The following is a 22,366-nucleotide window of genomic DNA, read 5'->3' as shown; positions in this document are numbered from 1 at the left end:
CCTCCATCAGAATCGTTGCGGCGAGAAGGGAGCGATGTCGATCGCGGGCGTCTGGCCGGTCAGGAGATCGGCGACGATGCGCGCCGTGCCCGCCGATTGGGTGAGCCCGAGATGGCCGTGACCGAAAGCGTAGATCACCCGCGACGTGGCGCGGGCGCGGCCGATGGCGGGCAGACTGTCGGGGAGCGATGGGCGGAAACCCATCCACTGCACCCCGCCTTCCGGCTTCAGCCCGGGCAGGAAGGCCTGCGCTTTCTTGAGCATCGCCTCTGAGCGGCGAAAATTTGGCGGCAGCTCGAGTCCCCCAAGCTCCACCGCGCCGCCGACGCGAATCCCGCTCGAAAGACGAGTGATGACGAAGCCGTGGCCGCCGAAGGTGACCTGCGTGCGCAGATCGAAGGCATCGGAGGGAAGCGTGGTGTTGTAGCCGCGCTCGGTTTCGAGCGGAATGCTCTCGCCGATCGACCGGGCGATCCGGTGCGAGAAGGCTCCCGCCGAAAGCACCACCTGCGCCGCGCGCCGCACTCTGCCATCTGTCGCCATCACCTCGACGACGCCCTCGGCGGGTTTGAGCGCAAGCACCTCCGCACGCTCGATCACACCGCCCTTGAGGCGGAAGTGGTCCGCAAGCGCCAGCGTGTAAAGCTTCGGATCGGCAATGGAGTACCAGCCGGGAGTGAAGGTGCCATGGGTGAAGCGGACCGAAAGCCCCGGCTGGATTTCGGCCATCTCGGCAGCATCGAGGTGATGGAACTCGATCCTGTGCTCCTCCCGCGCCTTCCAGCCGGCGAGCGAGGCTTTGAACTCCCCCTCGCCCTCATAGACCTGGAGGTTGCCCTCCTTGCGCAGCATGGGCATCGTGCCGGTCTGATCCAGGAAAGGCTCCAGTTCTGCCTTCGACAGATCCATCAGCGCCGTTTGCGCCGCGGTCGAATGCGCAACGCGCTTCGGCGAGCAAGCGCGCCAGAAGCGGAACATCCAGGGCGCGATCTTGAGCGCATAGGCGGGCGGTACCGTCAGCGGCCCCAGCGGATCGACGAGCCATTTCGGCGCCTTCTTGAGGATGCCCGGCGAGGCGAGCGGAAGGATATCGGTGAAGGCGAAGGCCCCGGCATTGCCCGCCGACGCCCCCGCGGCGGGCCCCTCGCGGTCCAGCACCGTGACCGAAAGCCCTCGCGCCTGGGCAGCGATCGCCGCGGAAAGCCCTACCACCCCCGCGCCGATCACGATGACATCGGACCCGGCCATCACCGTACGCTCGCCAGGAACTTCTGCGTCTCGGCGTGCTGCGGCGCGCCGAAAATCTGGTCCGGCGCGCCGATTTCGGCCATGACCCCCTGATGGAAGAAGGCCACACGGTCGGACACGTCACGGGCAAAAGCCATCTCATGGGTAACGCAGATCATCGTCATACCCTCTTCTGCCAGCATCTTCAGCGTATCGAGCACCTCGCCAACCAGCATCGGATCGAGCGCCGAGGTCACCTCGTCGAACAGCATGTATTCGGGCGACATGGCAAGCGCTCGTGCAATCGCCATGCGCTGCTGCTGGCCGCCCGACATGCGGGCCGGATAGACCTTGAGCTTCTCGCCGAGACCGACATGCGTCAATTGCTTCACCGCAATCTGCTCTGCCTTGTCCTTCGTCAGGCCCAGAACCTTGCGCGGAGCAAGCATGACGTTCTCGAGCACCGTCAGGTGCGGAAAGGCGTTCCACTGCTGAAAGACGATGCCCACCTTTCGGCGCAGCCTGTTGAGATCGGTGCCCTTGGCATGGACATCGGTCCCATCGATGACGATCCGGCCGGAGTCGATCGGCTCCAGGCCGTTGATGCAGGTAAGCAGCGTCGATTTTCCCGAGCCGGAGCCCCCGATGATGGTGACCACCTCGCCCTTCTCGACGGTGAGGTCGATTCCTTTCAGTACCTCCAGCGGGCCGAAGGATTTGCGGACGTTTTCGATCTCAATCATTGGGGGACCACCGTTTTTCGAGATACCCGCCGAGCCGGGCGATGGGGAAGCTGAGGATGAAGTAGATGGCGCCGCAGATCAGCAGGATGAATAATGGCTCCTGCAGACGGGTCACGAGCACCTGCGAGGCGCGCAGGAGTTCGATGAGGCCGAGCCAGAGCACCAGCGCGGAGTCTTTCATGACGCCGAGCGTCAGTCCGATCCAGGATGGAAGCGAAACGCGCGTGGCGAGTGGTGCCACGATATGGCGCATGTCCTGCCACCAGGTCATCCCGAGCGAACGGGCCGCGCGGCGCGTGGTCACCGGCACCGAAGAGATGCCGCCGCGGACGATCTCCGCGCAAAACGCCGCCGTATAGAGCGACAGCACCACGCAGGAGGTGGCAAACGGGCCCCATCCGAGCTTCGCGATGGACTGGAAGGCATTGCCGAGCACGAGCTGGATCAGGAGCGGCACCGAGCGGAACACGTCGAGTGCAAAGGTCAGTGGAGCGGACCAATAGGGTCCGATCTGGACGCGGATCACGCCGAAGAGAATGCCGAGCACGGTGCCGGCCGCGACCGAGACGGCGGTGACCGCGAGCGTCATCGCCGCGCCCTGCGCCAGGAAGGCGAGATCGTTCAAGGTGAGGGTCGTATCAAACATCTCTCACCTCCTCAGTAGCGGAACATGCGCCAGGCAAGGGCGCGGGCAGCCAGCGTGACGGCCTTGGCGATCACGTAATAGATCACCGCGGCCAGCGCGAAGAATTCAAAGGTGCGGAAGGAGCGGGCATTCAGCTCCTGCGTAACCCCGGCAAGGTCGGCATTCATGCCGACGGTGACGCCGAGCGACGTCATCAGGATCGCCCAAACCATCTGGTTGCTGGCAGGCAGAAAGGCGACGCGCAGCATCTGCGGCAGGACGACCAGCCGGAAGGCCTGCAACGAGGTCATGCCGAGAGAGCGGCCGGCACGGGTCTGGGTGTCCGGAATGGCTTTCAACGCACCGCGGAAGTTCTCGGCGAGATAGCCGGCATTATTGAAGGCGATCCCGACTAGAAGAGCGGCATAGGGGCTCAGATGAAGCCCGAAATTGCCGAGCCCGAAATGGGCCATGTAGATCTGGAACAGCGCCGGCGTGTTTCGCGCGATCTCGACCCAGGCCGAGGCGAAACTGCCGAGGAGGCGGTTTCCGGAGAGGCGGAACAGCGTCAAGCCGATCGCACAGGCGAGACCGATCGCCATCGAGACGAGCGCGATCTCGAGCGTCACCAGCGCGCCGTCGAGCATCTGCGGCAATGCCTTCAGCGCCTGGTTCCAGTGGAAGGTGTAGTTGAACATTGCCGTCTCACCTATCGGAAGTGAGCGACGGCGCGAGACGATCGTCCCGCACCGCCCAAAGGAGGTCAGATCAGCGATAGACGCCGTTCACCGACAGGACCGGTGCCTCGCCGCCGACCCACTTCTCGTAGAGTTCGGCATAGCGGCCGGTGCGGACCTGCTGATTGATGAACAGGTTGAGGTAGTTGATGAGGCCGTATTCCTCGCGATTGGTGAAGAGAGCCACGTAATCGATGTCGAAGGGCGCCTTGCCGACCACCGAGATCCCGGGGAACTTGCCGGTCTTCACATTGGCCTGCGCCACGGTCGAGGTGGAGACGGTGGCATCGATCTGTCCCTGGCTCAGCGCAAGGAACACGTCCGCCTGAGTCTGATAGGGACGGAACTCTCCCGGACCCCAGGCCTTGACCTGGTTTTCCAGCGCGATCGCCTCGTAGGTGCCGGCGGTGGCTCCCACGACCTTACCCTTCATGTCCTCGAAGGACTTGATGCCCGACTTATCATTGGCGGTCACCGCCATCTCGAAGGCGAAGTAAGGCACCGTCATGCCGACGGTCTTGGCGCGTTCCAGCGTGTCGGAGGTGGAGGCGACGCCCACATCGACGCGGCCGGACATCAGCGCCGGAATGCGCTCGGGGAAAGGAGTCTCGACGATTTCGGCCGTTACGCCGAGCGCTTTGGCGAGATCGTTGCAGTAGTCCACGTCGAAGCCGATCGGAGTGTTGCTCTCGTCGCGCGAGCCCATTGGCGGGAAGTCGAGCACCACTGCGCAGCGCAGCGTGCCCGAGGAGATGATGTCATCGAGCTTGTCGGCGTGAGCGGGGCTCGTCAGAGCGGTGGCGGCGATGAGGCCGAAGGCGAGGACCGAAGTCTTCATTTTCTCTCTCCCTGAGTTGGTCTGTCGGTTTGACGGCGCGCGCACTATTCCGCGTCAGAGGGCACAAATCAATTCAAAAATACAAAGAGTATACAAAACGTATATAGGACAGCGACTTTTCGCAATCAAAAGAGGCTTTCCCTTGTGGAAAAGCCCCTTTTGTTACCCAGGCGACGGCAAGGCTCAGCCGAGGAAATCCTCCGGCAGCAGCTCCTCCGGCATGTTCTGGTAGGCCACCGGACGCAGGAAACGTCTGATCGACATGGTGCCGACGCTGGTTGCGCCGAAATTGGTCGAGGCCGGATAGGGGCCGCCATGCACCATCGAGTCGACGACTTCTACCCCCGTAGGGAAGCCGTTGACGAGCACGCGGCCGGCCTTGCGCTCCAGCACCGGGCGAAGACGCCGTGCGGCTTCTAGATCGGCTGCGTCCATGTGGATCGTCGCGGTCAGCTGGCCTTGGAACCCGCGCGCGAGCTCTTCCATCTCGCTGACGGAACCCACGCGGACGACGAGGCCGAGCGGACCGAAGACCTCTTCGCCGAGCGCATGATCGGCCAGGAACTCTTCGCCCGTCGTCTCGAAGAGGTTGGGCGAGGCGGCGCGATCGGAGGACTCGGTCGCAAGCAGCGGCTTGACCGTATTGCGACTGGCAAACCGCGCCTGCCCGTCGCGATAGGCCTTGGCGATGCCGTCCGTCAGCATGGTCTGCGGCGCCACCTTGCCGAGCGCTTCGACTGCGGCAGCGGTGAAGCGGTCGGCATCGGCACCTGCGATCACCACGGCAATGCCGGGATTGGTGCAGAACTGTCCGGCGCCCATGGTGAGCGAACCGGCCCAACCCTGCCCCAGCGCTTCGGCGCGCGCCTTCAGCGCACCGGGCAGCAGGAACATCGGGTTCACCGAACCGAGTTCGCCGAAGAACGGGATCGGCTCCGGCCGCGCGGCGCAGAGATCGAAGAGCGCACGCCCGCCGGCGAGCGAGCCGGTGAAGCCCACGGCCTTGATCCGCGGATGCTGGACCAGTGCATGGCCGACCTCGCGGCTGCCGCCCTGGATCAGCGAGAAGACACCAGGATGGACGCCCGCCTTGCGAATGGCGGCCTCGATCGCCTCTGCCACGATCTCGCCGGTGCCGGGATGGGCCGAATGGCCCTTCACCACAACCGGGCAACCTGCTGCCAGCGCCGCGGCCGTGTCGCCGCCCGCGGTCGAGAAGGCGAGCGGGAAATTCGAGGCGCCGAAGACGGCGACGGGGCCGATCGGCCGCTGGACCAGCTGGATCTCCGGACGGGGTGCCGGCTGGCGGTCCGGCAGCGCCGCGTCGAAGCGGCGATCGAGATAATCGCCCTTCTCGATGTGGTCGGCAAAGAGCCGCAGTTGCCCGGTCGTGCGCCCTCGCTCGCCGTTTAGCCGCGCCTCCGGCAGGCCCGTTTCCTGGCTGCCGATCTGGGTGATCGCCTCGGCCCGCGCCTCGATCTCGTCGGCGATGGTGCGGAGGAACGCCGCACGGGACGCGCGCGACGAATAGCCATAGCTCCAGAAGGCAACCTCGGCAGCCTCGCAGGCTCGATTCACCAGTTCCACGGTGCCGGCGGCGAAGTGGTGCACCGGCCCATGCGCGGGGGCGGAAGCGAAGGTGACTGCGCCGTCGAGCCACTCGCCCGCGACGAGGTGTTTTCCTTTGGGAGTGAAGACCATCTGACGTTCCTTTCCTTAGAACCGGCTGTGCGCTCGGTGAGGTCGGCTGAAGCGAATTGCCGCTTGTCGAGTATTTGTATACTCTACGTATGCAGAACATCAACCGCCTGCCTCCCCAGTCGGGCCAGCCACGAGAGACGACGATGAGCGAGACCACGATCCTGACAACGACCGCGCTTCAGGAGCGCGTCGAGGCGATCTTCCGCAAGGCCGGGCTCAATGTGATCCAGGCAGGCGCGCTCGCCCGGGTGATCGTCGCGGGCGAGCGCGATGCCTGCAAATCGCACGGCGTTTACCGCATCGAGGGCGCGCTGCGCACCGTGAAGGCAGGCAAGGTGAAGCCGGATGCGGTGCCGGAGCTCGCGCTTGAGGAAGGCTCGGCGATCGTGAAGGTGAACGCCGCGGACGGCTTTGCCAACGCCGCCTTCGAGCTTGCTCTGCCGAAGCTCACGGAGCGCGCCCGCTCATCCGGCCTCGCCGCGCTCGTCATCAACGACTGCACGCATTTTTCCGCTCTCTGGCCAGAGGTGGAGGCGCTCACGGCTGAAGGTCTTGCCGCGCTGGTCATGTGCCCGAGTTATGCGACGGTCGCGCCGACCGGCGGCAACAAGCCTCTGCTCGGCACCAATCCCTTCGCCTTCGGCTGGCCGCGCCCTGGCAAGCCGCCCTATGTCTTCGACTTTGCGACCTCCGTCGCCGCGCGCGGCGAAATCGAGCTCCACCGCCGGGCGGGCAAGCCGTTGCCGGAAGGCTGGGCGATCGATGCTGAAGGCAATCCGACGACAGATCCCGAGGCCGCGCTCGCCGGCGCGATGCTGCCCTTCGGCGGACACAAGGGCTCGGCGATCGGCACGATGATCGAGCTGCTGGCGGGCATCATGATCGGCGACCTCACCAGCCCCGAGGTGCTCGCCTATCTCGGCACCACGACGCTCGCGCCCTTCCACGGCGAGCTCATCATCGCCTTCTCGCCCGAGGCCTTCGCCGCCGGCCGCCCCGGCAATCCCTTTGCCCGGGCGGAGGTCTTGTTCGAAGCTATCGTCGGCCAGGGCGCCCGCCTGCCCTCGCAGCGCCGCTACGTCGCCCGCGCCAAGTCGGAGGCGGAGGGCATCACCTTGACCGCCGCGGAAATCGAGCAGCTCGACCGCCTGCTTGCGCTCGGGCTCGACGCCGTGGCTTAAGCGGCTGCGAGAAAACCGGTTCAGCGCGGCGCGAGTGCCGCAGAGAAGGCCGCCGCCAACATCAGCACTGCCGCAGCGAGCGGAAGAATGAAAAAGCCAGTGCTGGCATAAGCCGCCCCGAAACCGATCGTGCCGGCGAAGAGGGAAAAGTAGGTGACGCCGCTGTTGAGGCCCATGATCGCGCCACGTCTGGCCGGATCGAGTGCGGTCAGACGCAGGATGAGCACGTTCAGCCCGAAATGGTTGGCAAGGCCCCAGAGAAAGACGACCGCCAGCATGGCGGCATAGGACCCGCTCGCTGCCGCCATCGAAACATAGATACCGGCGACGGCGAGGAAAATGAGCGGCAATAGCCTGCCCGAGTCGAAGCGATCGATCAGCCGGTCGAGAAAGACCGCGCCGCCGAAGCCGAAGCCATAGGAGACCGCAACGAGGCCGTTGGCGCTGACCGGCAGGCCAAGAACGGCATGAAGATGGTCGCCGATATAGGCATAAACGCCATAGAAGGCAGCCATGAAGGCAGCGCAGGCGGCCAGAAGCGGCGCGACGCCACGAACGCCGAGCGCCGCAAGCGGCGACGTCGCTTTGCCGCCAGAATCCTCCCGCACTGCCGCAAGGCGGACGGCGGCGCAGGCGATCAGCGTCGCGGCGGCAACGACGACATAGACCGTCCGCCAGCCGGCGAAATCGGCGATAGCTGCCGAGAGGGGAACACCGGCCACCATGCTTAGAGTCCAGCCGGTCAGCACCAGGCCGACCGTCTCGCTCTCGCGCCCGGCAGGCGCGATGACCGAGGCCAGCGTATAGATGGCGGGAAGGGCGATGCCTGCGGCCATGCCGACGAGGAGCTGGGCGACGACCAAAAACGGGAGCGCCGGCGCGACCGCGCTGCCGCCAAGCCCGGCGGCGAGGAGCAACAGTGCCGTCGCGAGCATCCGGCGCGGGCCGTGACGGTCGATGAGCCGGCCGAGGAAAGCGGCGCTTGCAGCCGTGCCAAGCCCGAACGCGGCCGAAGCCGTCATCACGGCAGGAACATCGGCGCCGAGGCTCCGTGCCACGTCCGGCGCGATCGGCCCAAGCGCCAGCGAGTTGGAGCCGATGACGCCGACGCAGGTAGTAAGCACGAAGGCAAAGGCCGGGATGCGTGCCCTCTTGGCAGATACGGTCGGAATGGATTGATCTATGTTCGTCATTTCTGCATAATTGCAGAATTACATTCGGCAACAAGAGGAAATATCGGAATGGATCAAAATACAGATGACGTTCGGCGGAAGCGCCCGTCCGACCGTGACCTAGACGCGATGGACCGAAAGCTATTAGGCGTCTTGGTAGAGGATGCAACCACGAGCTATGCCGAACTCGGCGAACGGGTCGGGCTTTCGCCGCCGGCCGCGCACGAGCGCGTGAAGCGCCTCAGGCGCTCCGGCGCGATCCGTCGCGTAGCGGCGCTGGTCGATCCCGATATCCTCGGGAAAACGCTCCTCGCCTTCGTTCACGTCGACACCACCGGCTGGGGCAAGACGCCGGCTCTGCTTGCGGTCGAGGAGTACCCGGAAGTGGAGGAGATCCACTCGGTCGCGGGCGACACCTGCATGCTACTCAAGGTCCGCACTGAAAGCACCCATGCACTCGAAGGGCTGTTGGCGCGCCTTTATGATACGCCCGGCGTCAAGGCGACGCGCAGCTACGTCGTATTGTCGACCTACCTGGAACGACCGGTGCAGCCGGGCACGACGAGCGAATGGCCGACCCTGGTGAAGGGTCATGAATGAAGCCACAAAAGCGGCTCCCTGGACCCGACATCAGATTTCGAGACTGGGGCCTATTAAGCAGAAGGCCCTCCGGCGGGAGGGCCTTCTACTTCGACGTGATTAGGCCTTATACTTCTCAACGGCGCCGGGGAGCTTGCTCCACTCAGCATACCAGGTGTTGAAGAGCTTGAACTGCGCCTCGACATAGCCGCGCTGGCTTTCGGTGAGCGCATCGGTTTCGTTGAAATGGAGCGTGTATTCCTTGTCTCCCTTCAGCACCATCATGTGCTTGAAGTAGAGAACGAGGTCCGGACCCTCGTCGAAGGAGGAGAGGACGGCAAGGGCCTGTTCCAGCTCCTGGGCGCGCTGGCGCGCATCGACATCGCCGCGGGCGGCAGCCTGCGACAGATTGCAGAGGTGGATCACCTCCTTCGGCAGCACATTGCCGATGCCGGTGATTGCGCCGGTCGCGCCGCAGTTGACGAAGCCGTGGAAGACGGCGGTGTCGACGCCGATCATTAGCGACACGCCGTCGTCACGGCTCGTAATGTTCTCGGCCGCGTAGCGCATGTCGGCCGGGCCGCCGAATTCCTTGAAGCCTACGAGGTTCGGATGCTCGGCGCGCAGCGCGAAAAACAGATCGGCGCGGGTGGCGAAGCCATAGTAGGGGCTGTTGTAGATCACTGCCGGAAGATCCGGCGCGGCCGACAGGATCGCCTTGAAATGCGCCTTCTGCGCAATGAGGGAAGGTCCGCGCGACAAGACCCGCGGAATCACCATGAGGCCCTGAGCGCCGACTTTGTGGGCATGCGCCGCATGGGCGACGGCTGAAGCGCTGTTGATAGCGCCAGTGCCGACGATGACCGGCACGCCGGCCTTCACCAGGCGCTCCACTCCTTCCATGCGCTGCGCGTCGGTCAGGAGCGGCCAGTCGCCCATGGAGCCGCAATAAACGACTGCCGACATACCGTCGGCGATCAGCTCCTTGCCTTTGCGGACAAGAGCATCGAAGTCGGGGCTGCGGTCTTCCTTGCAAGGGGTCATCAGCGCGGGGATCACGCCGGAGAAAATCTTGGCCTTCATGTCAAACTCCTGTTGGCCTGTGGGTCGGACAGAGACGCCGCGCCATCGCCGAGTCTCTGATCTCGACCTATAATACTCGTTGTATTTTATTTGTCGACAATAATCGACAGCAAATCACAGGGCGATATCCAGCCGCCTGTCGCGGGAGAAAAGCATCTGAATCTGATGCACGATCTGCTCGGCATGCACCCTTGCCAGGCGATCCGCTTCTTCGGCATCGCGAGCCGCAATGGCGGCAATCATATCCTCGTGCTCATCGACGAAGCGCTGCGGCAACCGGTCGTCATAGGACTGGTAATAGAGCCGGAGAATCCGCCGACCCTCGTCGAGAAGCCGCTTGAACAGGCCCGTGAAATAGGAATTGCGGCCCGCTTCGGCGATCGCCAGGTGCAGCGCCGCATTGGTGGCGATCATCGCCAGCGCATCCTGCGCCTGGACCGCGGCGGCGAACTCGGCCTGACGGGCCCGGATCACCTGCAGATCCTCAGTGCGGTGATGTTGAGCCGCGAGCCGCGTGGTGACTCGATACATGAGCACCAGTGCGTCGAAATAAGTGTTCATGTTGATGAAATCGATATTCGACACCATGGTCGATCGGTTCGGCAGCGTGTCGATCAGCCCCTCGCCCGCAAGCCGCACCAGCGCCTCGCGGATCGGCGTGCGCGACATCTTGAAACGTTCGGCTAGTTGCGCCTCGTCGATCGGGCTGCCGGGAGGCAGGACCAGATCGAGGATCTCGTCGCGCAGAAGGTCGTAGACCATCTTCACGCCGGAGCCTCGCTTGCGTTCTGGAATGGAACTGTTGTCGGTATCGGTCATCTGGCAATCCTCTTGTCGACAAGAGAAATACTTCCCCCCGCTAATCGGATCAACAGTTTCCCGAAACCCGTCGCGTCAGAGCGCGGAAAAGCCGACGCAAGTCATCGCCTGCCCTCTTTTGTGCGCAACTCCCGAAATGTAATTGAATATCTCAGCCGATCCACCGGCGGAATGGAATGTTCCCATTCGGTTCTGGCAGGACCGGAGAGGAGATATGCCGAGCCAGGCTGAAGCACGATCGAGGCGCGCTCCCATTTTGCGGCGACCTTTCGGCGCAGCCGGAACGTACAAGAGGAAAGAAGCGAGACTCCGATGACGGCGCCGAAAACCGCTTTATCCCTGTGCCAACCGATCGGCGCGCCCTTTTCATATTCGGTGACCAGCGCCTGTTCGAGCCTCTCCGTCGGCAAGCCGGCGAAATCGGCCGCAAGCTCGCGCAGAGGCAGGAGCATCGGCGGAATGGCGTCCCCCTTGCGAAGCGACTCGGTGCTGAAGTCATACTTCCAGCCGAAGGAGATCACCCGTCTCTTGCCTTGGAAGCCGTGGAAATCGAAGGCCTTGAAGGGAAGCTGCGGTATCGCCTCAAGAAGTGCCTCTTGAAGCTTAAGCGGTACGATATCCGGCGCGTAGCGAAAACCCTGAGGCAGATTACCCGCCGGTTTTCCGAACAGATCTTCCTGCATGAGCACCTCGCCAACGCTGTCGGCCTCTTGGGCGTCGACCCGACCTCGTCCGAAACGGCAACGGGTGGCCACAGGTTCCTGATGATCGCGTTCACGCGCCTTGCCAAAGCTGCGCATTCACACCCGCGCGGCGCCGAAGGCGCTCGGCGGCGAAATCGACGAAGGCGCGCACCCGGGCCGAAACCATGCGACCTTCCGCGTGCACGATGTGGATCGGCACCGGCTCACGCTCGTAGTCTGCAAGCACGATCTTCAGCCGCCCGGCCTCGATGTCCGGTGCTACCTGATAGGATTGGAAACGGGAAAGGCCCCAGCCGGCAACCGCGGCGGCGATGGCCGCGTCATTGGTATTGCAGATGAGACGGGCGCTGATCGGGACGCGAATACTGCTGTCGCGCCCGAAGAGCCATTCCGAATGGCCGTAGAGACCTTCACGTCCGATCATGCGGTGATGGACGAGATCCTCGGGAGCCTCAGGCTCGCCGAAACGGGCGAAATAATCCGGCGAACCGCAGAGCACCTGCCTTATCGAGCCGACACGGCGGGCAATGAGACCGGACGCGGGGAGCGCCGCGATACGTATCGCCACGTCGAGGCCTTCCTCGACCAGGTTCGTCACACGATCGAGGAAGACGGTCTTCACCTGCATCTCCGGGTAGTGGTGAAGAAAGTCGAGAACGACCGGAAGCACATGGATGCGCCCGAAGAGCGCAGGCGCCGTGACCGTGAGCAAGCCCGCGGGCTTGGTGAAGCTGCCCGCCGCGTTGTCCTCCGCCTCCGCGATCTCCGCGAGAATGCGCCGGCAATCGGCCACGTAGCCTTCGCCCGCCGCCGTCATTTTCAGCGAACGGGTGGTGCGAACGAGGAGCCGCGTGCCGATCATCTCCTCCAGCTTTGCGATCGCCCGCGTGACCGATGGAGGGCTCATATGCAGCACCTTGGCGGCAGATGCAAACCCGCCGCTTTCCACCACCTGCACGAAGATCCGCATCGCCTGCCAGCGATCCATCGAGCCCTCCGATGGAAGCATTATTGCGTCATGTGAAATGGTCTAGTGTATCCAGAGAGGCTTATCAAGCGCTGAAGCAATAATCATTCTTGCGGCTGTTCCAATCTTCTGCAGGAGGCAAGAATGAAGCTCTACTATCATCCCCTGTCCGGCCATGCGCATCGCGCCCGGCTCTTTCTCTCGCTGCTCGCGATCGAGCATGAGCTCGTACTCGTCGATCTTGCCAAGAGAGAGCACAAGCAAGCGACGTTCCTCAAGCTTAACCCCTTCGGCCAGGTTCCCGTGCTCGATGACGCCGGCACGATCATCTGCGATTCCAACGCCATTCTCGTCTATCTCGCGAAGAAGACGGGCCGCACGGACTGGCTGCCGGAAGACGCCGAAGGCGCGGCGGCTGTTCAGCGCTGGCTGTCGGTTGCCGCGGGCCAGATTGCCCATGGCCCGGCGCAGGCGCGCCTCATCAACGTGTTCAAGGCGCCCTACCGGCCGGAAGAGGTCATTCCGCGTTCCCATGCGATCCTGGAGCTGATCGAGGCGGCGCTGGAAAACCGAAGCTGGATCGCCGCCGACCGGCCCACGATCGCCGACGTCGCGCTTTATAGCTACGTCGCGCGTGCCCCCGAAGGCGACGTCGATCTTCAGCGTTATCCGAATATTCGCGGCTGGCTCGAGCGCATCGAGGCGCTGCCGGGCTTTGTCGATTTCCAGAAGACCGCGGTCGGTTTGGCAGCCTGAGGAGGCATTGTCATGGACGCTCCCGCTCCTTCGCCCTGGCATCAGGGCGAGATTGCCCTGCAAAGGCTGCTCGGTGTCGATGTTCGCATGGACGAGGTCGGGCGCCGAGTCCTGCGCGATCACCTGATCGATCAGCATCGGGAGTTCTATCCCCTTCTGCCGATGGTGGTGCTGGGGGCGGTGGACCGGGAGGGCGATGTCTGGGCGACGCTAAGGGCGGGACGTCCCGGCTTCCTCCATGCGCCGGATGCTCTGAGGCTCACCGTCGAGCTAGCGCGGGAACCGTCAGATCCTGCCGAGGCGGGTATGGAGGATGGCGCCTCCCTCGCCCTCCTCGGCATCGATCTCGGCACGCGTCGCCGCAATCGGCTGAACGGCACGCTCAGCCGCCATGCGCGCGGTTTCGATCTCGAAGTGCACCAGAGCTTCGGCAACTGTCCGAAATATATCCAGCTCCGGCAGGTCCGTGTCGTGCGCGATCCGTCGGAGCCGCCGGCGATGCCTCCGATCGTGAGCAGGGGACTCGACGACGCCCAGCGCGCGCTCATCGAACAGGCGGACACGTTCTTCGTCGCCACCTATGCCGACCTCCCCGGTGGGCGACAGGTGGACGTCTCCCACCGCGGTGGCCGCGCGGGATTCGTGCATGTCGGCGAAGACGGCTGGCTGACGATCCCGGATTTCCTTGGCAACCGCTTCTTCAACACGCTCGGCAATATCGCACTCAATCCACGCGCCGGGCTTGTCTTCCCAGACTTCTCGACGGGTGGCCTTCTGCAAATGACCGGAGAGGTCGAACTCCTGTCCGATCGACCGGAAGGCAAGCACCTCGAAGGCGCCGAACGCTACTGGCGCTTCCGCCCGCACCGGATCGTCTGGCGCTCCGACGCGCTGCCGATCCGCTACGATTTCACCGAGTGGTCACCCTTTGCACTCGCGACCGGCACTTGGCGGTAAGTCACTAGAAAGAGCGTCGGCGAAGGGCCCGCATCGCTCGCGCCCTTCGCCGGCAGAACACGACATCACTTAAGGGAACTGCCTGGAGCCGGCGGCGTTCTTCCGTGGGGAAGCAGATGGCTTTTTGGGACTGGAACCGCTGAGACGGCGGCCGCCGCCAGCCAGACACGGTCGTTACGATGAACAAGCTGACGAAGTTCAACATCTGGTACTGGGTCGCGGCCTTTTTCGTCCTGATGCTGTTCCAATATATCTTTACGACCGCAACCCAGGTCGCGCAAATACCTTACAGCCAGTTCGAAACCTACCTCGCCGAAGGCAAGATCGCGGAGGTCGCGGTCTCCGACCGCTTCATCCAGGGCACCTTCAAGAGCCCGCAGGACGGCAAGCCGATGTTCATCACCACCCGCGTCGAGCCGGACCTTGCCCGGCAATTGCAGGAGCGCGGCGTCGTCGTCACGGGGCAGATCGAGAACACCTTACTGCGCGACCTCCTCTCCTGGGTGCTTCCGGCGATCATCTTCATTGGCCTCTGGATGTTCATGCTGCGGCGCATGGCGGGCGGGATGGGCGGCGGCCTGATGCAGATCGGCAAGTCGAAGGCGAGAATCTATGTCCAGATCGATACCGGCGTGACGTTCAAGGATGTGGCCGGGGTTGACGAGGCCAAGGACGAACTGAAGGAGATCGTCGACTTCCTGAAGGAGCCGAAAAGCTATGGCCGGCTCGGCGGCCGCATGCCGAAGGGCGTGCTGCTCGTGGGGCCGCCCGGCACCGGCAAGACCCTGCTTGCGAGAGCCGTCGCCGGTGAAGCCGGAGTGCCGTTCTTCTCCATCTCCGGTTCGGAGTTCGTCGAGATGTTCGTCGGCGTCGGCGCCGCGCGCGTGCGCGATCTCTTCGAACAGGCTCGGGCGAAAGCACCCGCGATCATCTTCATCGATGAACTCGACGCGCTCGGTCGCGCCCGCGGCATCGGTCCGATGGCGGGCGGACACGACGAGAAGGAGCAGACGCTCAACCAGTTGCTGGTCGAGCTCGACGGGTTCGACCCCTCGACCGGGCTTGTGCTCATTGCCGCCACCAACCGGCCGGAGATCCTCGATCCGGCGCTGTTGCGCGCCGGACGCTTCGATCGCCAGGTCCTTGTCGACCGCCCCGACAAGCAGGGACGCGTCCAGATCCTGAACGTGCATCTTAGAAGGGCCAAGCTCGCGCACGATGTGCAGCCGGAGCAGATCGCAGCGCTCACCCCCGGCTTCACCGGAGCGGATCTCGCCAATCTCGTCAATGAGGCGGCGCTGCTTGCGACGAGGCGCAGGGCCGATGCCGTGACCATGGACGACTTCAACAACGCCATCGAGCGCATCATTGCGGGATTGGAGAAGCGCAACCGGCTGCTCAATCCGCGGGAGCGCGAGATCGTCGCCTATCACGAAATGGGCCATGCGCTCGTGGCGATGGCGCTGCCGGGGGCCGACGCGGTGCACAAGGTCTCGATTATCCCGCGCGGCATCGGCTCGCTCGGTTATACGATCCAACGGCCGACGGAGGACCGGTTCCTGATGACGAAGGAGGAACTGGAGAGCAAAATGGCCGTGCTGCTCGGCGGGCGCGCCGCCGAATGGATCGTCTTCGGCCATCTTTCGACGGGAGCCGCCGACGACCTCGTCAAGGTCACCGACATCGCGCGTGCGATCGTCGCGCGTTACGGAATGACCGAGAAGCTCGGCCATGTCGCACTCGAGCGGGATCGCCGATCGATGCTGACGCCCGATCCGCTCTACTATGGGCCGAGCGAGCGCGACTATTCCGAAGACACCGCCGCGATCCTCGATGAGGAAGTGCGCCGGATCGTCGACGACGCGTTCGAGCGTACCGTCGCCCTGCTCAAGGACCGCCGGCCCATCCTCGAGCAATCGGCGAAGCTTCTTCTGGAGCGGGAGACGATCACCGAAGCCGAGTTGCGCGCCATAGTCGAAGACCGCGAGCGCGACACCCCCAAGACCGCCGCGCGTCGGACCTGAGCGGCCGCGCCCTATCCACTCCTCCACTGACGAAAGCCGTCCCCCTTTTCACTAAAGGAGCCTCTATGCGTTTGCGCCCGGGTATTGAACGTCACTATGCTTTAATTATCTGAATCTGGCGCGCATCGCGCGCATGCTTTGTTCAAGCTTCATCCGTGGAGGTTGTCATGGCAAATGCGCTGATGGAAAACAAGAAACCGCAAGACTGGATGAACCTCATCCTCGCCGTCGCTCTTTTCGTCTCGCCTTGGCTTCTGGGCTTTGCGACGGAGTCCGTGCCCGCCTGGAGCGCGTGGATTGGCGCCGTTGTCCTGGGTGCCTTGGCACTCGCGACGCTGACCGTGTTCTCGGAGTGGGAGGAATGGGCGAACATGGTGTTCGGGATGTGGCTTGTCGTTGCGCCTTGGCTGCTTGATTTCGCCACCAATGTCAACGCCCGATGGACACATGTCGTCCTGGGTCTGCTGGTTGCAGCGATATCCGCTTGGGCCTTGTGGGACGAACGACAAAATCCTCATGTCCAGGCCTGACGGGACCGATGCCCGCCGCACTGACGGCGGGCAAAGGACAAGCGAGAGCTAGGAGCGTTTCGTCCGCTATCGTACGCAAATGTGAGGCGGCTGGATCAATCGGCACGGCCGCCCTATCCTCGCAACCCCGCACTTACGTGGCTTGCACATCAAGGCTTGGCTCCTCCTCTTGCAATCGCCTGGAGGGGCCTTCTTTTTTTGCGAGAGCGAGACCTCACGCTCAGAAGAGCCCAGTCATCAGCCGCCGGTATTCCTGCTCGGGCTTGCCGTAAGCATCCCGAGCGAATTCCTCGAGAGCCTCCCTGTTGCGGATGGTGATGTGCCCCCTTACCGAGCGGATGAACCCGTTTCCTTCGAGAACATGCAGCGATGTCGTGACACTTGGGCGGCGAACGGCGAGCATCAGGGAAATGAACTCGTGCGTCAGAGGAATGTGGTTGCCTTCTACCCGGTCGTGGCACATCAGCAACCAACGGGCGAGTCTCTCGTCCACCCCGTGCACCGCATTCGAAACCGCGGTGTAGGTGAGCTGAATCGAGAAGGCCTCGATGCATCGGATCATCACCCTTCCAAAACTCCTGTTCTCATCCATCCACTTCCGGAATGCACCGAATGCCATCCGGTAAGCGTCTCCGTCGATCTGCATGATAACGTCGTAGACGCTGAGCTCGACACCCATTGCAGCGGACGTCGGGACGTAACCTTCATTCCCGAAGATGCCAGCCTCGGCTTTGTTGCCCTCGGGTGTGGAGGCGACAAGGGAGCCTATGCCGGACGTGAGGTAGTAGACATGCTCTATCGCTTCATCGGCTTTGGCCAGGAGCAATCCCCTTGGCAGCTCGACATATTCGAGGTCAGGCGCGATCTGCCGATAGTCGGCCTCAGGGAGGATCGCCAGCAACTGATTGCGCACGGAGCTCGGAAAAGAAACGGCCACAGGCTTCCTCCTGCGAAATGAGCAAGAGGACCCCTCGACCCTCTCTCCGACCGCTCCGGCATGTGCGGCCAGCCAGTCACAATAGCACAAGCAACAATTCAGGTCGTTCTAATATGAGTGATCCGAACCCGCTTGCGACGAAGGAGATTGTCGTGCTCGGAAGATCACCGCTGTCGCGGACATGCTTCGTACGGTATCAGACCCACAGTCCCTTCGCCGCTGTAATGACTCGCCATCTCCATCAAGCAGCGTAGATTTCTCTCCGTGGAGCTGGACCTGGCGCTGTCCGGCAAGGAAGGAACCTCATGAGCCCCGTCAAAGACTTCAAATGGGATCCAATCGGTCCCGACGAACTGGAGATGATCCAACGGGTCTTCCAGAGCGAGTTGCGAATACGCGCCTTGTCGTCGAAGTGTGAAGAAGCTGAAGCGCTGGCCGCAAAGTTGATTAGCGCCTACCAGTCTGGAACGCGCGACGCCGCAGGCTTAGCCGCAGTGGCGAAACGGCTTTGACGCACACTCAAGCTCGGCGCCACGAGCGAGCCCCGGGGCGTATTTCCCATGTCTCGATGGTTTCGATTAATCGCGCTATAGACCCCCGCCGGAAAACTGCGCCCGAGCATACCGGCGTGTTCCCGTCGGCTAGCCGCGATCAAGCGTGTCCGACGGCGCTTCGCACTCGATCTCTGGTAAACGGCAAATCGTAGAGCCGTTTGCCGATAGCGTTTCGGATCCCATTGGCGACAGCCGCGGCCGCAGGGCCTTGGGCCGCCTCGCCGGTGCCGAGGAAAGGTTCACCGGGGCGCTCGATGATATGCACTTCGACACTGTCGGGAACACTCGCGAAACGAAGGATCGGATAGCTCGACCAATCGGTGCTGGTGATCCTCGTCCTGTCGAAGGCCACCGCCTCGTAAAGCGTCCAGCTTATCGATTGCAGGATGCCGCCTTCCGTCTGGTTGCGGATTCCGTCCGGGTTGACGATCTCGCCGCTGTCGATGGCCGAGACGGCGCGCACCACGCGCACACGTCCGGTTTCCCGCTCGACTTCCACTTCCATCGCCACCGCCAGATAGGCGGCGAGATTCTTGTAGCGGGCAAAACCGAAGCCACGCCCGCGATTCTTCGGCATTTGCGGGCCGTTCCAGCCGAAGCGCTCGGCAGCCAGTTCGATGACGGCACGCGCGCGCGGATCCTCCATGTGGTGCAGCCGGAACTCGACCGGATCGACCGCCGCCATCAACGCCAATTCATCGATCGTGCTCTCGATGGCGAAGACATTCGCATAGGCGCCCAGCGCCCTCAAGGCCGAGACGCGGAGCGGCATGTCGGGCAGGAAATGCCAGAGCACACGCTTGTTCGCGATGGCGTAGAGCGGATTGGCGTTCCGGTCACCGTTGCCCGACGGGGTGATGTTGAGCTCGGGCGGCTTCGGCTGGAAAGGCTGCGACTTGTGGCGTGCGGCGAGAAGCGCGCCGGCACCGCCGGGGCGGGTCGAGTGGGTATTGCTCCAGACGTCGTAGGCCCAGCTCGCTATCCTGCCCGCACGGTCGAGCGACGCATTGACCTTCATGAGCATCGCCGGGCCATAGGGCTCCCAGCTATGCTCTTGCTCCCGCATCCATTGGACGCGAATGGGTCTGCCCGGAACCTTGGTCGCAATGAGGGCGGCATCCGCCGCCGCATCGTCGGCGCCGTTGTGTCCGTAGCATCCCGATCCCTCCATGTGGATGACATGGACCTTCTCTTCCGGCATCGCCAGCATCTCGGCGATCGCGGCGCGGTCGGGATAAACGCCCTGCGTGTGGGACCAGACGTCCAAGCTTCCATCGGCTTTCATCTGAGCGACCGCGCAGGAGGGCCCGATCGAGCCGTGGATCTGATAGGGCCGCATAAAGGTCGCCTCGAATTGATTGTCCCCGGACGAGAGCACGCCGGCTTCCGCTACGGTCCCGACCTCGCGTTCCAGCCTTTGCAGCTCCGCCGGCAGATCGGTCTGGTCCGGAAGCGACTCCCTTTCCTGCCATCTTGCCGTCGCCGCCAGAGTGCGCATGGCGTTCACCGTCTGAAATTCCTTCTCCGCAACGACGGCGAGGAAATTGCCGTCGCGCACGACCGAGACGACACCCGGCATCGCCTCGGCAGCACTCGCATCGACTTCGCTGAGCTCCGCCGCCGGGCTCGGCGGCAGCACGACACGCGCATGCAGCATGCCGTCGAGGCGCAGATCGTGCACATAAGCCTGACCGCCCGTCACCTTCGCCGGTATGTCGACGCGAGGCAGGGACTTGCCCATGACCCGCAACGCACCAGGATCTTTCAGCGTCGATTGCGGCTGAGCTTCCACGTGCAGCATCAATTCCGAGACGAGCTCGCCATAGGTCAGGCTTCTCCCGTCCTTTGCCAGCACGGTCCTGTTTTCGCTCTTGAGCTCCGCGGGAGCCACGGCGAAGCGCTTCGCCGCTTCCGAAAGCAGCAGCGCGCGAACCTGCGCGGCGGCGTTCCTGATGGCAGTGCCACTGTTCTGCATGGATTGGCTGCCGGCGGTGAAGCCTTCGTTCGGCGTACGGCCGGTATCGGCCGTGACGAGCACGATATCCTCGGGCTTCACGTCCAGCTCTTCGGCAGCGACTTGCAGAAGTGCCGTGCGGATGCCCTGGCCGAGCTCCGCCTTGCCGGTGAAGACGGTTATCGAATTGTCGGCATCGATCCGGATCCAGGAATCGAGGAAACGTTCATCGTCCAGGCTTCCCGGCAAGGTCACGGGTGGCGTCAAAGGTGTCGCCGGCGGCAGGTCCTGAGCAAATGCGCGGGCGAGTGAGAAGCTGACGACGAGCGCCCCGGTACCGGCGATCACACCACGACGGGTGACCTCTTCTTGAAGAATGCTCATCAGCCTGTCCTCCCTTCATCGGGACCGGGCAAAGAGGCGGCCCGCATCAGCTCTCCAGCTCGGCGGATGGCCGCCAGGATCCGCATATGGGTTCCGCATCGACAGAGATTGGTCGTCAGCGCTTCCCGGATCTCTTCCTCGCTCGGCTGCGCCTTTCTGCGCAACAGGGCATGGGCGCTCATCATCATGCCTGGAATGCAGTAGCCGCATTGCGCCGCCTGCAGCTCGATAAACGCCTGCTGTAACGGGCCGGGCTCGTCGATGGTGCCCAGACCCTCGACCGTGGTGACCTCGCGCCCTTCAAGGAGCATGATCGGCACCATGCAGGAAAGCACGGCTTCGCCATCGACCACGACTGTGCAGGAGCCGCACTGCCCGAGGCCGCACCCGTATTTGGCGCCGTTCAAGCCCAGGTCATCGCGCAAGACGTAGAGCAGAGGTGTCGCCGGATCCGCGTCGATCGCATGCGAGCTGCCGTTGACCGTCAGCGATATGGTCATCACTCCTCCTCGGCGCCGACATTGTGCGGCGCCCTCTCTATGCCGTCCGACGGCCGGATTGTTACCTTGTACGCGCCGGAACGGGTGTTCGCGACCTGCTCGACGAGCCCGCTCCAGGCCGGCTCATCGGAAAAACTTTCGCGCATGTAAGCGAGCAGGTCGGCCAACTGCTGGTCGCTGAGGATATGCCGGAACGCAGGCATCACCGCGCTCGCCTCGCCGTCGGCAGGCGGCAGCCCGAACAGCACGACATTCACGATGTTCTGCGGGTTCGGCGCATTGACGGCAGTGCTGAGCTCGAAGTTAAGGCCTCCGAATGGCTGCCGCCGCGCGCCCTGGTGGCAATTTGCACAGGCGGCCAGATAGAGCGTCTCTCCGGCCTGGCCGCCGGAGGCAAGCGCAACGGAACTCTGGCTGTCGGCTGTCTGCTCCAGCCGATCCGCTTCGAACTGCTCGCGCAATTCTGCTGCTCTTTGCGCCCGCTCGGGCGTCGGATCTCCCATGACCGAAACGACGTAGGTGGCGATCGCCGCGATGTCGCTGTCCGGAAGGAGCGAAAGATTGCCGGTTACCTCGGCCATCGGTCCGCGGGAAACGCCGTGGAACTCGTGCCAGCCGTTGCGAAGATAGAAGGCGAGGCTCTGCTCATCCCACGGTATCGGAGCCTTGGAATCCGGATTGATCGCATAGGCTTGCCAGCCTTCGGCCTCGCCGCCGCCGAAGTGCCGATCCCGGTCTTCGGCACCGAACGCATTGCGCGGCGTATGACACGCGCCGCAATGGCCGAGACCCTCGACGAGATAGCGCCCGCGGTTCCATTCCTCGCTCCGAGCCGCTTCCGGCTCCACCTCGCCCTGGCGAAGGAAAAGCAGTTTCCACCCTGCGAGGAGAGGACGAAATTCTAACGGGAATGGCAGCTCGTTTTCCGTAGCCTCCGCCTTGACGGCTGCGCGGGTCATCAGGAATGCGTAAAGTGCGCGATTGTCCTGCGCGGTGACGCGGGTGAAGTGATCATAGGGAAAGGCCGGATAGAGGTGGTTTCCCGCCCGGTCCACCCCTTCGCGCATTGCCCGCTCGAATGCAGCCTCGTTCCAGCCGCCAATGCCGGTGTCCCGATCGGGGGTAATGTTGGTGGAGTATATGGTGCCGAAGGGCGTCGGCACTGCGAGGCCTCCGGAAAACGCGGGTTTGCCGGGCACGGTATGGCAGGCTATGCAATTGCCGACCGCCGCCAACTGCGCGCCCCTCGCGACAAGCTCAGGAGCGAAACTCGCTTCTCCAGCCGTAGCATCTTCGGGAATTTCTGATCTCCAGGCGAAGACCAAGAAAGCGCCCGCGGCCAGAAAAATGGCCGCCACGAAAACGATCGCCGCCTTCAAGGCCCACATCGCAGA

General features: G+C 63.6%; 22 protein-coding genes. 7 read left to right on the top strand and 15 right to left on the bottom strand.

The features are described from left to right. Positions 1–6: 6 nt before the first annotated feature. The 6 genes from AYK65_RS23800 to AYK65_RS23775 form a co-directional block, all read right to left on the bottom strand. Positions 7–1,248, bottom strand: coding sequence for an NAD(P)/FAD-dependent oxidoreductase (locus AYK65_RS23800; protein WP_081161279.1), 1,242 nt, complete (start codon positions 1,246–1,248; stop codon positions 7–9). Continuing rightward, entirely contained in the window at positions 1,248–1,970 is a 723-nt protein-coding gene (locus AYK65_RS23795; protein WP_026615644.1) for an amino acid ABC transporter ATP-binding protein, read from the bottom strand. The genes AYK65_RS23800 and AYK65_RS23795 overlap by 1 nt, the downstream gene beginning before the upstream one ends. Then, positions 1,963–2,616, bottom strand: coding sequence for an amino acid ABC transporter permease (locus AYK65_RS23790; RefSeq protein WP_026615645.1), 654 nt, complete (start codon positions 2,614–2,616; stop codon positions 1,963–1,965). Before AYK65_RS23790 ends, AYK65_RS23795 begins: the two co-directional genes overlap by 8 nt. An 11-nt stretch (positions 2,617–2,627) precedes the next feature. Further along, positions 2,628–3,293 (bottom strand): amino acid ABC transporter permease, encoded by a 666-nt coding sequence (locus AYK65_RS23785; protein ID WP_081161276.1) that lies wholly within the window; start codon positions 3,291–3,293, stop codon positions 2,628–2,630. Positions 3,294–3,363: 70 nt separating this feature from the next. Further along, positions 3,364–4,170, bottom strand: coding sequence for an ABC transporter substrate-binding protein (locus tag AYK65_RS23780; RefSeq protein WP_081161274.1), 807 nt, complete (start codon positions 4,168–4,170; stop codon positions 3,364–3,366). A gap of 183 nt (positions 4,171–4,353) precedes the next feature. After that, positions 4,354–5,871, bottom strand: coding sequence for an aldehyde dehydrogenase (NADP(+)) (locus tag AYK65_RS23775; RefSeq protein WP_081161271.1), 1,518 nt, complete (start codon positions 5,869–5,871; stop codon positions 4,354–4,356). 143 nt (positions 5,872–6,014) lie between these two features. On the opposite strand from AYK65_RS23775, the gene AYK65_RS23770 reads away from it, so the two are divergent. Further along, the gene (locus AYK65_RS23770) at positions 6,015–7,052 is read left to right on the top strand and encodes an Ldh family oxidoreductase (RefSeq protein ID WP_081161269.1); all 1,038 of its coding nucleotides are present in this window, start codon (positions 6,015–6,017) and stop codon (positions 7,050–7,052) included. A 20-nt stretch (positions 7,053–7,072) separates the two neighbouring features. Here the strand turns inward: AYK65_RS23770 and AYK65_RS23765 are convergent, their stop codons facing one another. After that, on the bottom strand, positions 7,073–8,245 hold the full coding sequence (locus tag AYK65_RS23765; protein ID WP_046117368.1) for an MFS transporter: 1,173 nt from the start codon (positions 8,243–8,245) through the stop codon (positions 7,073–7,075). Positions 8,246–8,293: 48 nt separating this feature from the next. Between AYK65_RS23765 and AYK65_RS23760 the strand changes: the two genes are divergently transcribed. After that, a complete protein-coding gene (locus tag AYK65_RS23760; protein ID WP_026615651.1) occupies positions 8,294–8,824 on the top strand; it encodes an Lrp/AsnC family transcriptional regulator in 531 nt (176 codons plus the stop codon). Positions 8,825–8,923: 99 nt separating this feature from the next. Here the strand turns inward: AYK65_RS23760 and AYK65_RS23755 are convergent, their stop codons facing one another. The 4 genes from AYK65_RS23755 to AYK65_RS23740 all read right to left on the bottom strand — a co-directional run bounded on the left by AYK65_RS23755 (position 8,924) and on the right by AYK65_RS23740 (position 12,397). Further along, positions 8,924–9,886, bottom strand: a complete 963-nt coding sequence (locus AYK65_RS23755) for a dihydrodipicolinate synthase family protein (protein WP_046117369.1) — start codon at positions 9,884–9,886, stop codon at positions 8,924–8,926. Positions 9,887–10,000: 114 nt separating this feature from the next. Further along, a complete protein-coding gene (locus AYK65_RS23750; RefSeq protein ID WP_046117370.1) occupies positions 10,001–10,705 on the bottom strand; it encodes a GntR family transcriptional regulator in 705 nt (234 codons plus the stop codon). Between the two features lie 101 nt (positions 10,706–10,806). Continuing rightward, positions 10,807–11,388, bottom strand: a complete 582-nt coding sequence (locus tag AYK65_RS23745) for an alpha-ketoglutarate-dependent dioxygenase AlkB (RefSeq protein WP_046117770.1) — start codon at positions 11,386–11,388, stop codon at positions 10,807–10,809. A 91-nt stretch (positions 11,389–11,479) separates the two neighbouring features. Next, positions 11,480–12,397, bottom strand: coding sequence for a LysR family transcriptional regulator (locus AYK65_RS23740; RefSeq protein ID WP_081161266.1), 918 nt, complete (start codon positions 12,395–12,397; stop codon positions 11,480–11,482). 123 nt (positions 12,398–12,520) lie between these two features. Here AYK65_RS23740 and AYK65_RS23735 point away from each other — a divergent pair, with 123 nt between their 5' ends. From AYK65_RS23735 to AYK65_RS23720, 4 genes are all read left to right on the top strand, one after another. Then, the gene (locus tag AYK65_RS23735; RefSeq protein WP_046117372.1) at positions 12,521–13,132 is read left to right on the top strand and encodes a glutathione S-transferase family protein; all 612 of its coding nucleotides are present in this window, start codon (positions 12,521–12,523) and stop codon (positions 13,130–13,132) included. A 12-nt stretch (positions 13,133–13,144) separates the two neighbouring features. Continuing rightward, positions 13,145–14,089, top strand: a complete 945-nt coding sequence (locus AYK65_RS23730) for a pyridoxamine 5'-phosphate oxidase family protein (protein WP_081161264.1) — start codon at positions 13,145–13,147, stop codon at positions 14,087–14,089. 179 nt (positions 14,090–14,268) lie between these two features. After that, positions 14,269–16,113 (top strand): ATP-dependent zinc metalloprotease FtsH, encoded by a 1,845-nt coding sequence (gene ftsH, locus AYK65_RS23725; RefSeq protein WP_081161261.1) that lies wholly within the window; start codon positions 14,269–14,271, stop codon positions 16,111–16,113. A 167-nt stretch (positions 16,114–16,280) separates the two neighbouring features. Continuing rightward, on the top strand, positions 16,281–16,643 hold the full coding sequence (locus tag AYK65_RS23720) for an SPW repeat protein (RefSeq protein ID WP_046117374.1): 363 nt from the start codon (positions 16,281–16,283) through the stop codon (positions 16,641–16,643). A 220-nt stretch (positions 16,644–16,863) separates the two neighbouring features. On the opposite strand, the gene AYK65_RS23715 is transcribed toward AYK65_RS23720, so the two are convergent. Continuing rightward, positions 16,864–17,580, bottom strand: coding sequence for a Crp/Fnr family transcriptional regulator (locus AYK65_RS23715; protein WP_026615659.1), 717 nt, complete (start codon positions 17,578–17,580; stop codon positions 16,864–16,866). A gap of 305 nt (positions 17,581–17,885) precedes the next feature. Here AYK65_RS23715 and AYK65_RS23710 point away from each other — a divergent pair, with 305 nt between their 5' ends. Then, complete coding sequence (locus AYK65_RS23710) at positions 17,886–18,092, top strand: hypothetical protein (protein ID WP_046117375.1); 207 nt, start codon at positions 17,886–17,888, stop codon at positions 18,090–18,092. 139 nt (positions 18,093–18,231) lie between these two features. Here the strand turns inward: AYK65_RS23710 and AYK65_RS23705 are convergent, their stop codons facing one another. From AYK65_RS23705 to AYK65_RS23695, 3 genes are read right to left on the bottom strand one after another with little or no spacing between them, the layout of a single operon-like run. After that, entirely contained in the window at positions 18,232–20,472 is a 2,241-nt protein-coding gene (locus AYK65_RS23705) for a xanthine dehydrogenase family protein molybdopterin-binding subunit (protein ID WP_081161258.1), read from the bottom strand. Further along, positions 20,472–20,972 (bottom strand): (2Fe-2S)-binding protein, encoded by a 501-nt coding sequence (locus AYK65_RS23700; RefSeq protein ID WP_026615662.1) that lies wholly within the window; start codon positions 20,970–20,972, stop codon positions 20,472–20,474. Before AYK65_RS23700 ends, AYK65_RS23705 begins: the two co-directional genes overlap by 1 nt. Next, positions 20,972–22,360, bottom strand: a complete 1,389-nt coding sequence (locus tag AYK65_RS23695) for a c-type cytochrome (protein WP_081161256.1) — start codon at positions 22,358–22,360, stop codon at positions 20,972–20,974. Before AYK65_RS23695 ends, AYK65_RS23700 begins: the two co-directional genes overlap by 1 nt. Positions 22,361–22,366: the final 6 nt, after the last annotated feature.

Origin of the sequence: Ensifer aridi (assembly GCF_002078505.1) — a bacterium.
Taxonomy (GTDB): domain Bacteria; phylum Pseudomonadota; class Alphaproteobacteria; order Rhizobiales; family Rhizobiaceae; genus Sinorhizobium; species Sinorhizobium aridi.
Note: the sequence above shows the minus strand (reverse complement) of the source record. Positions and strands in the feature narration are given on the sequence as shown.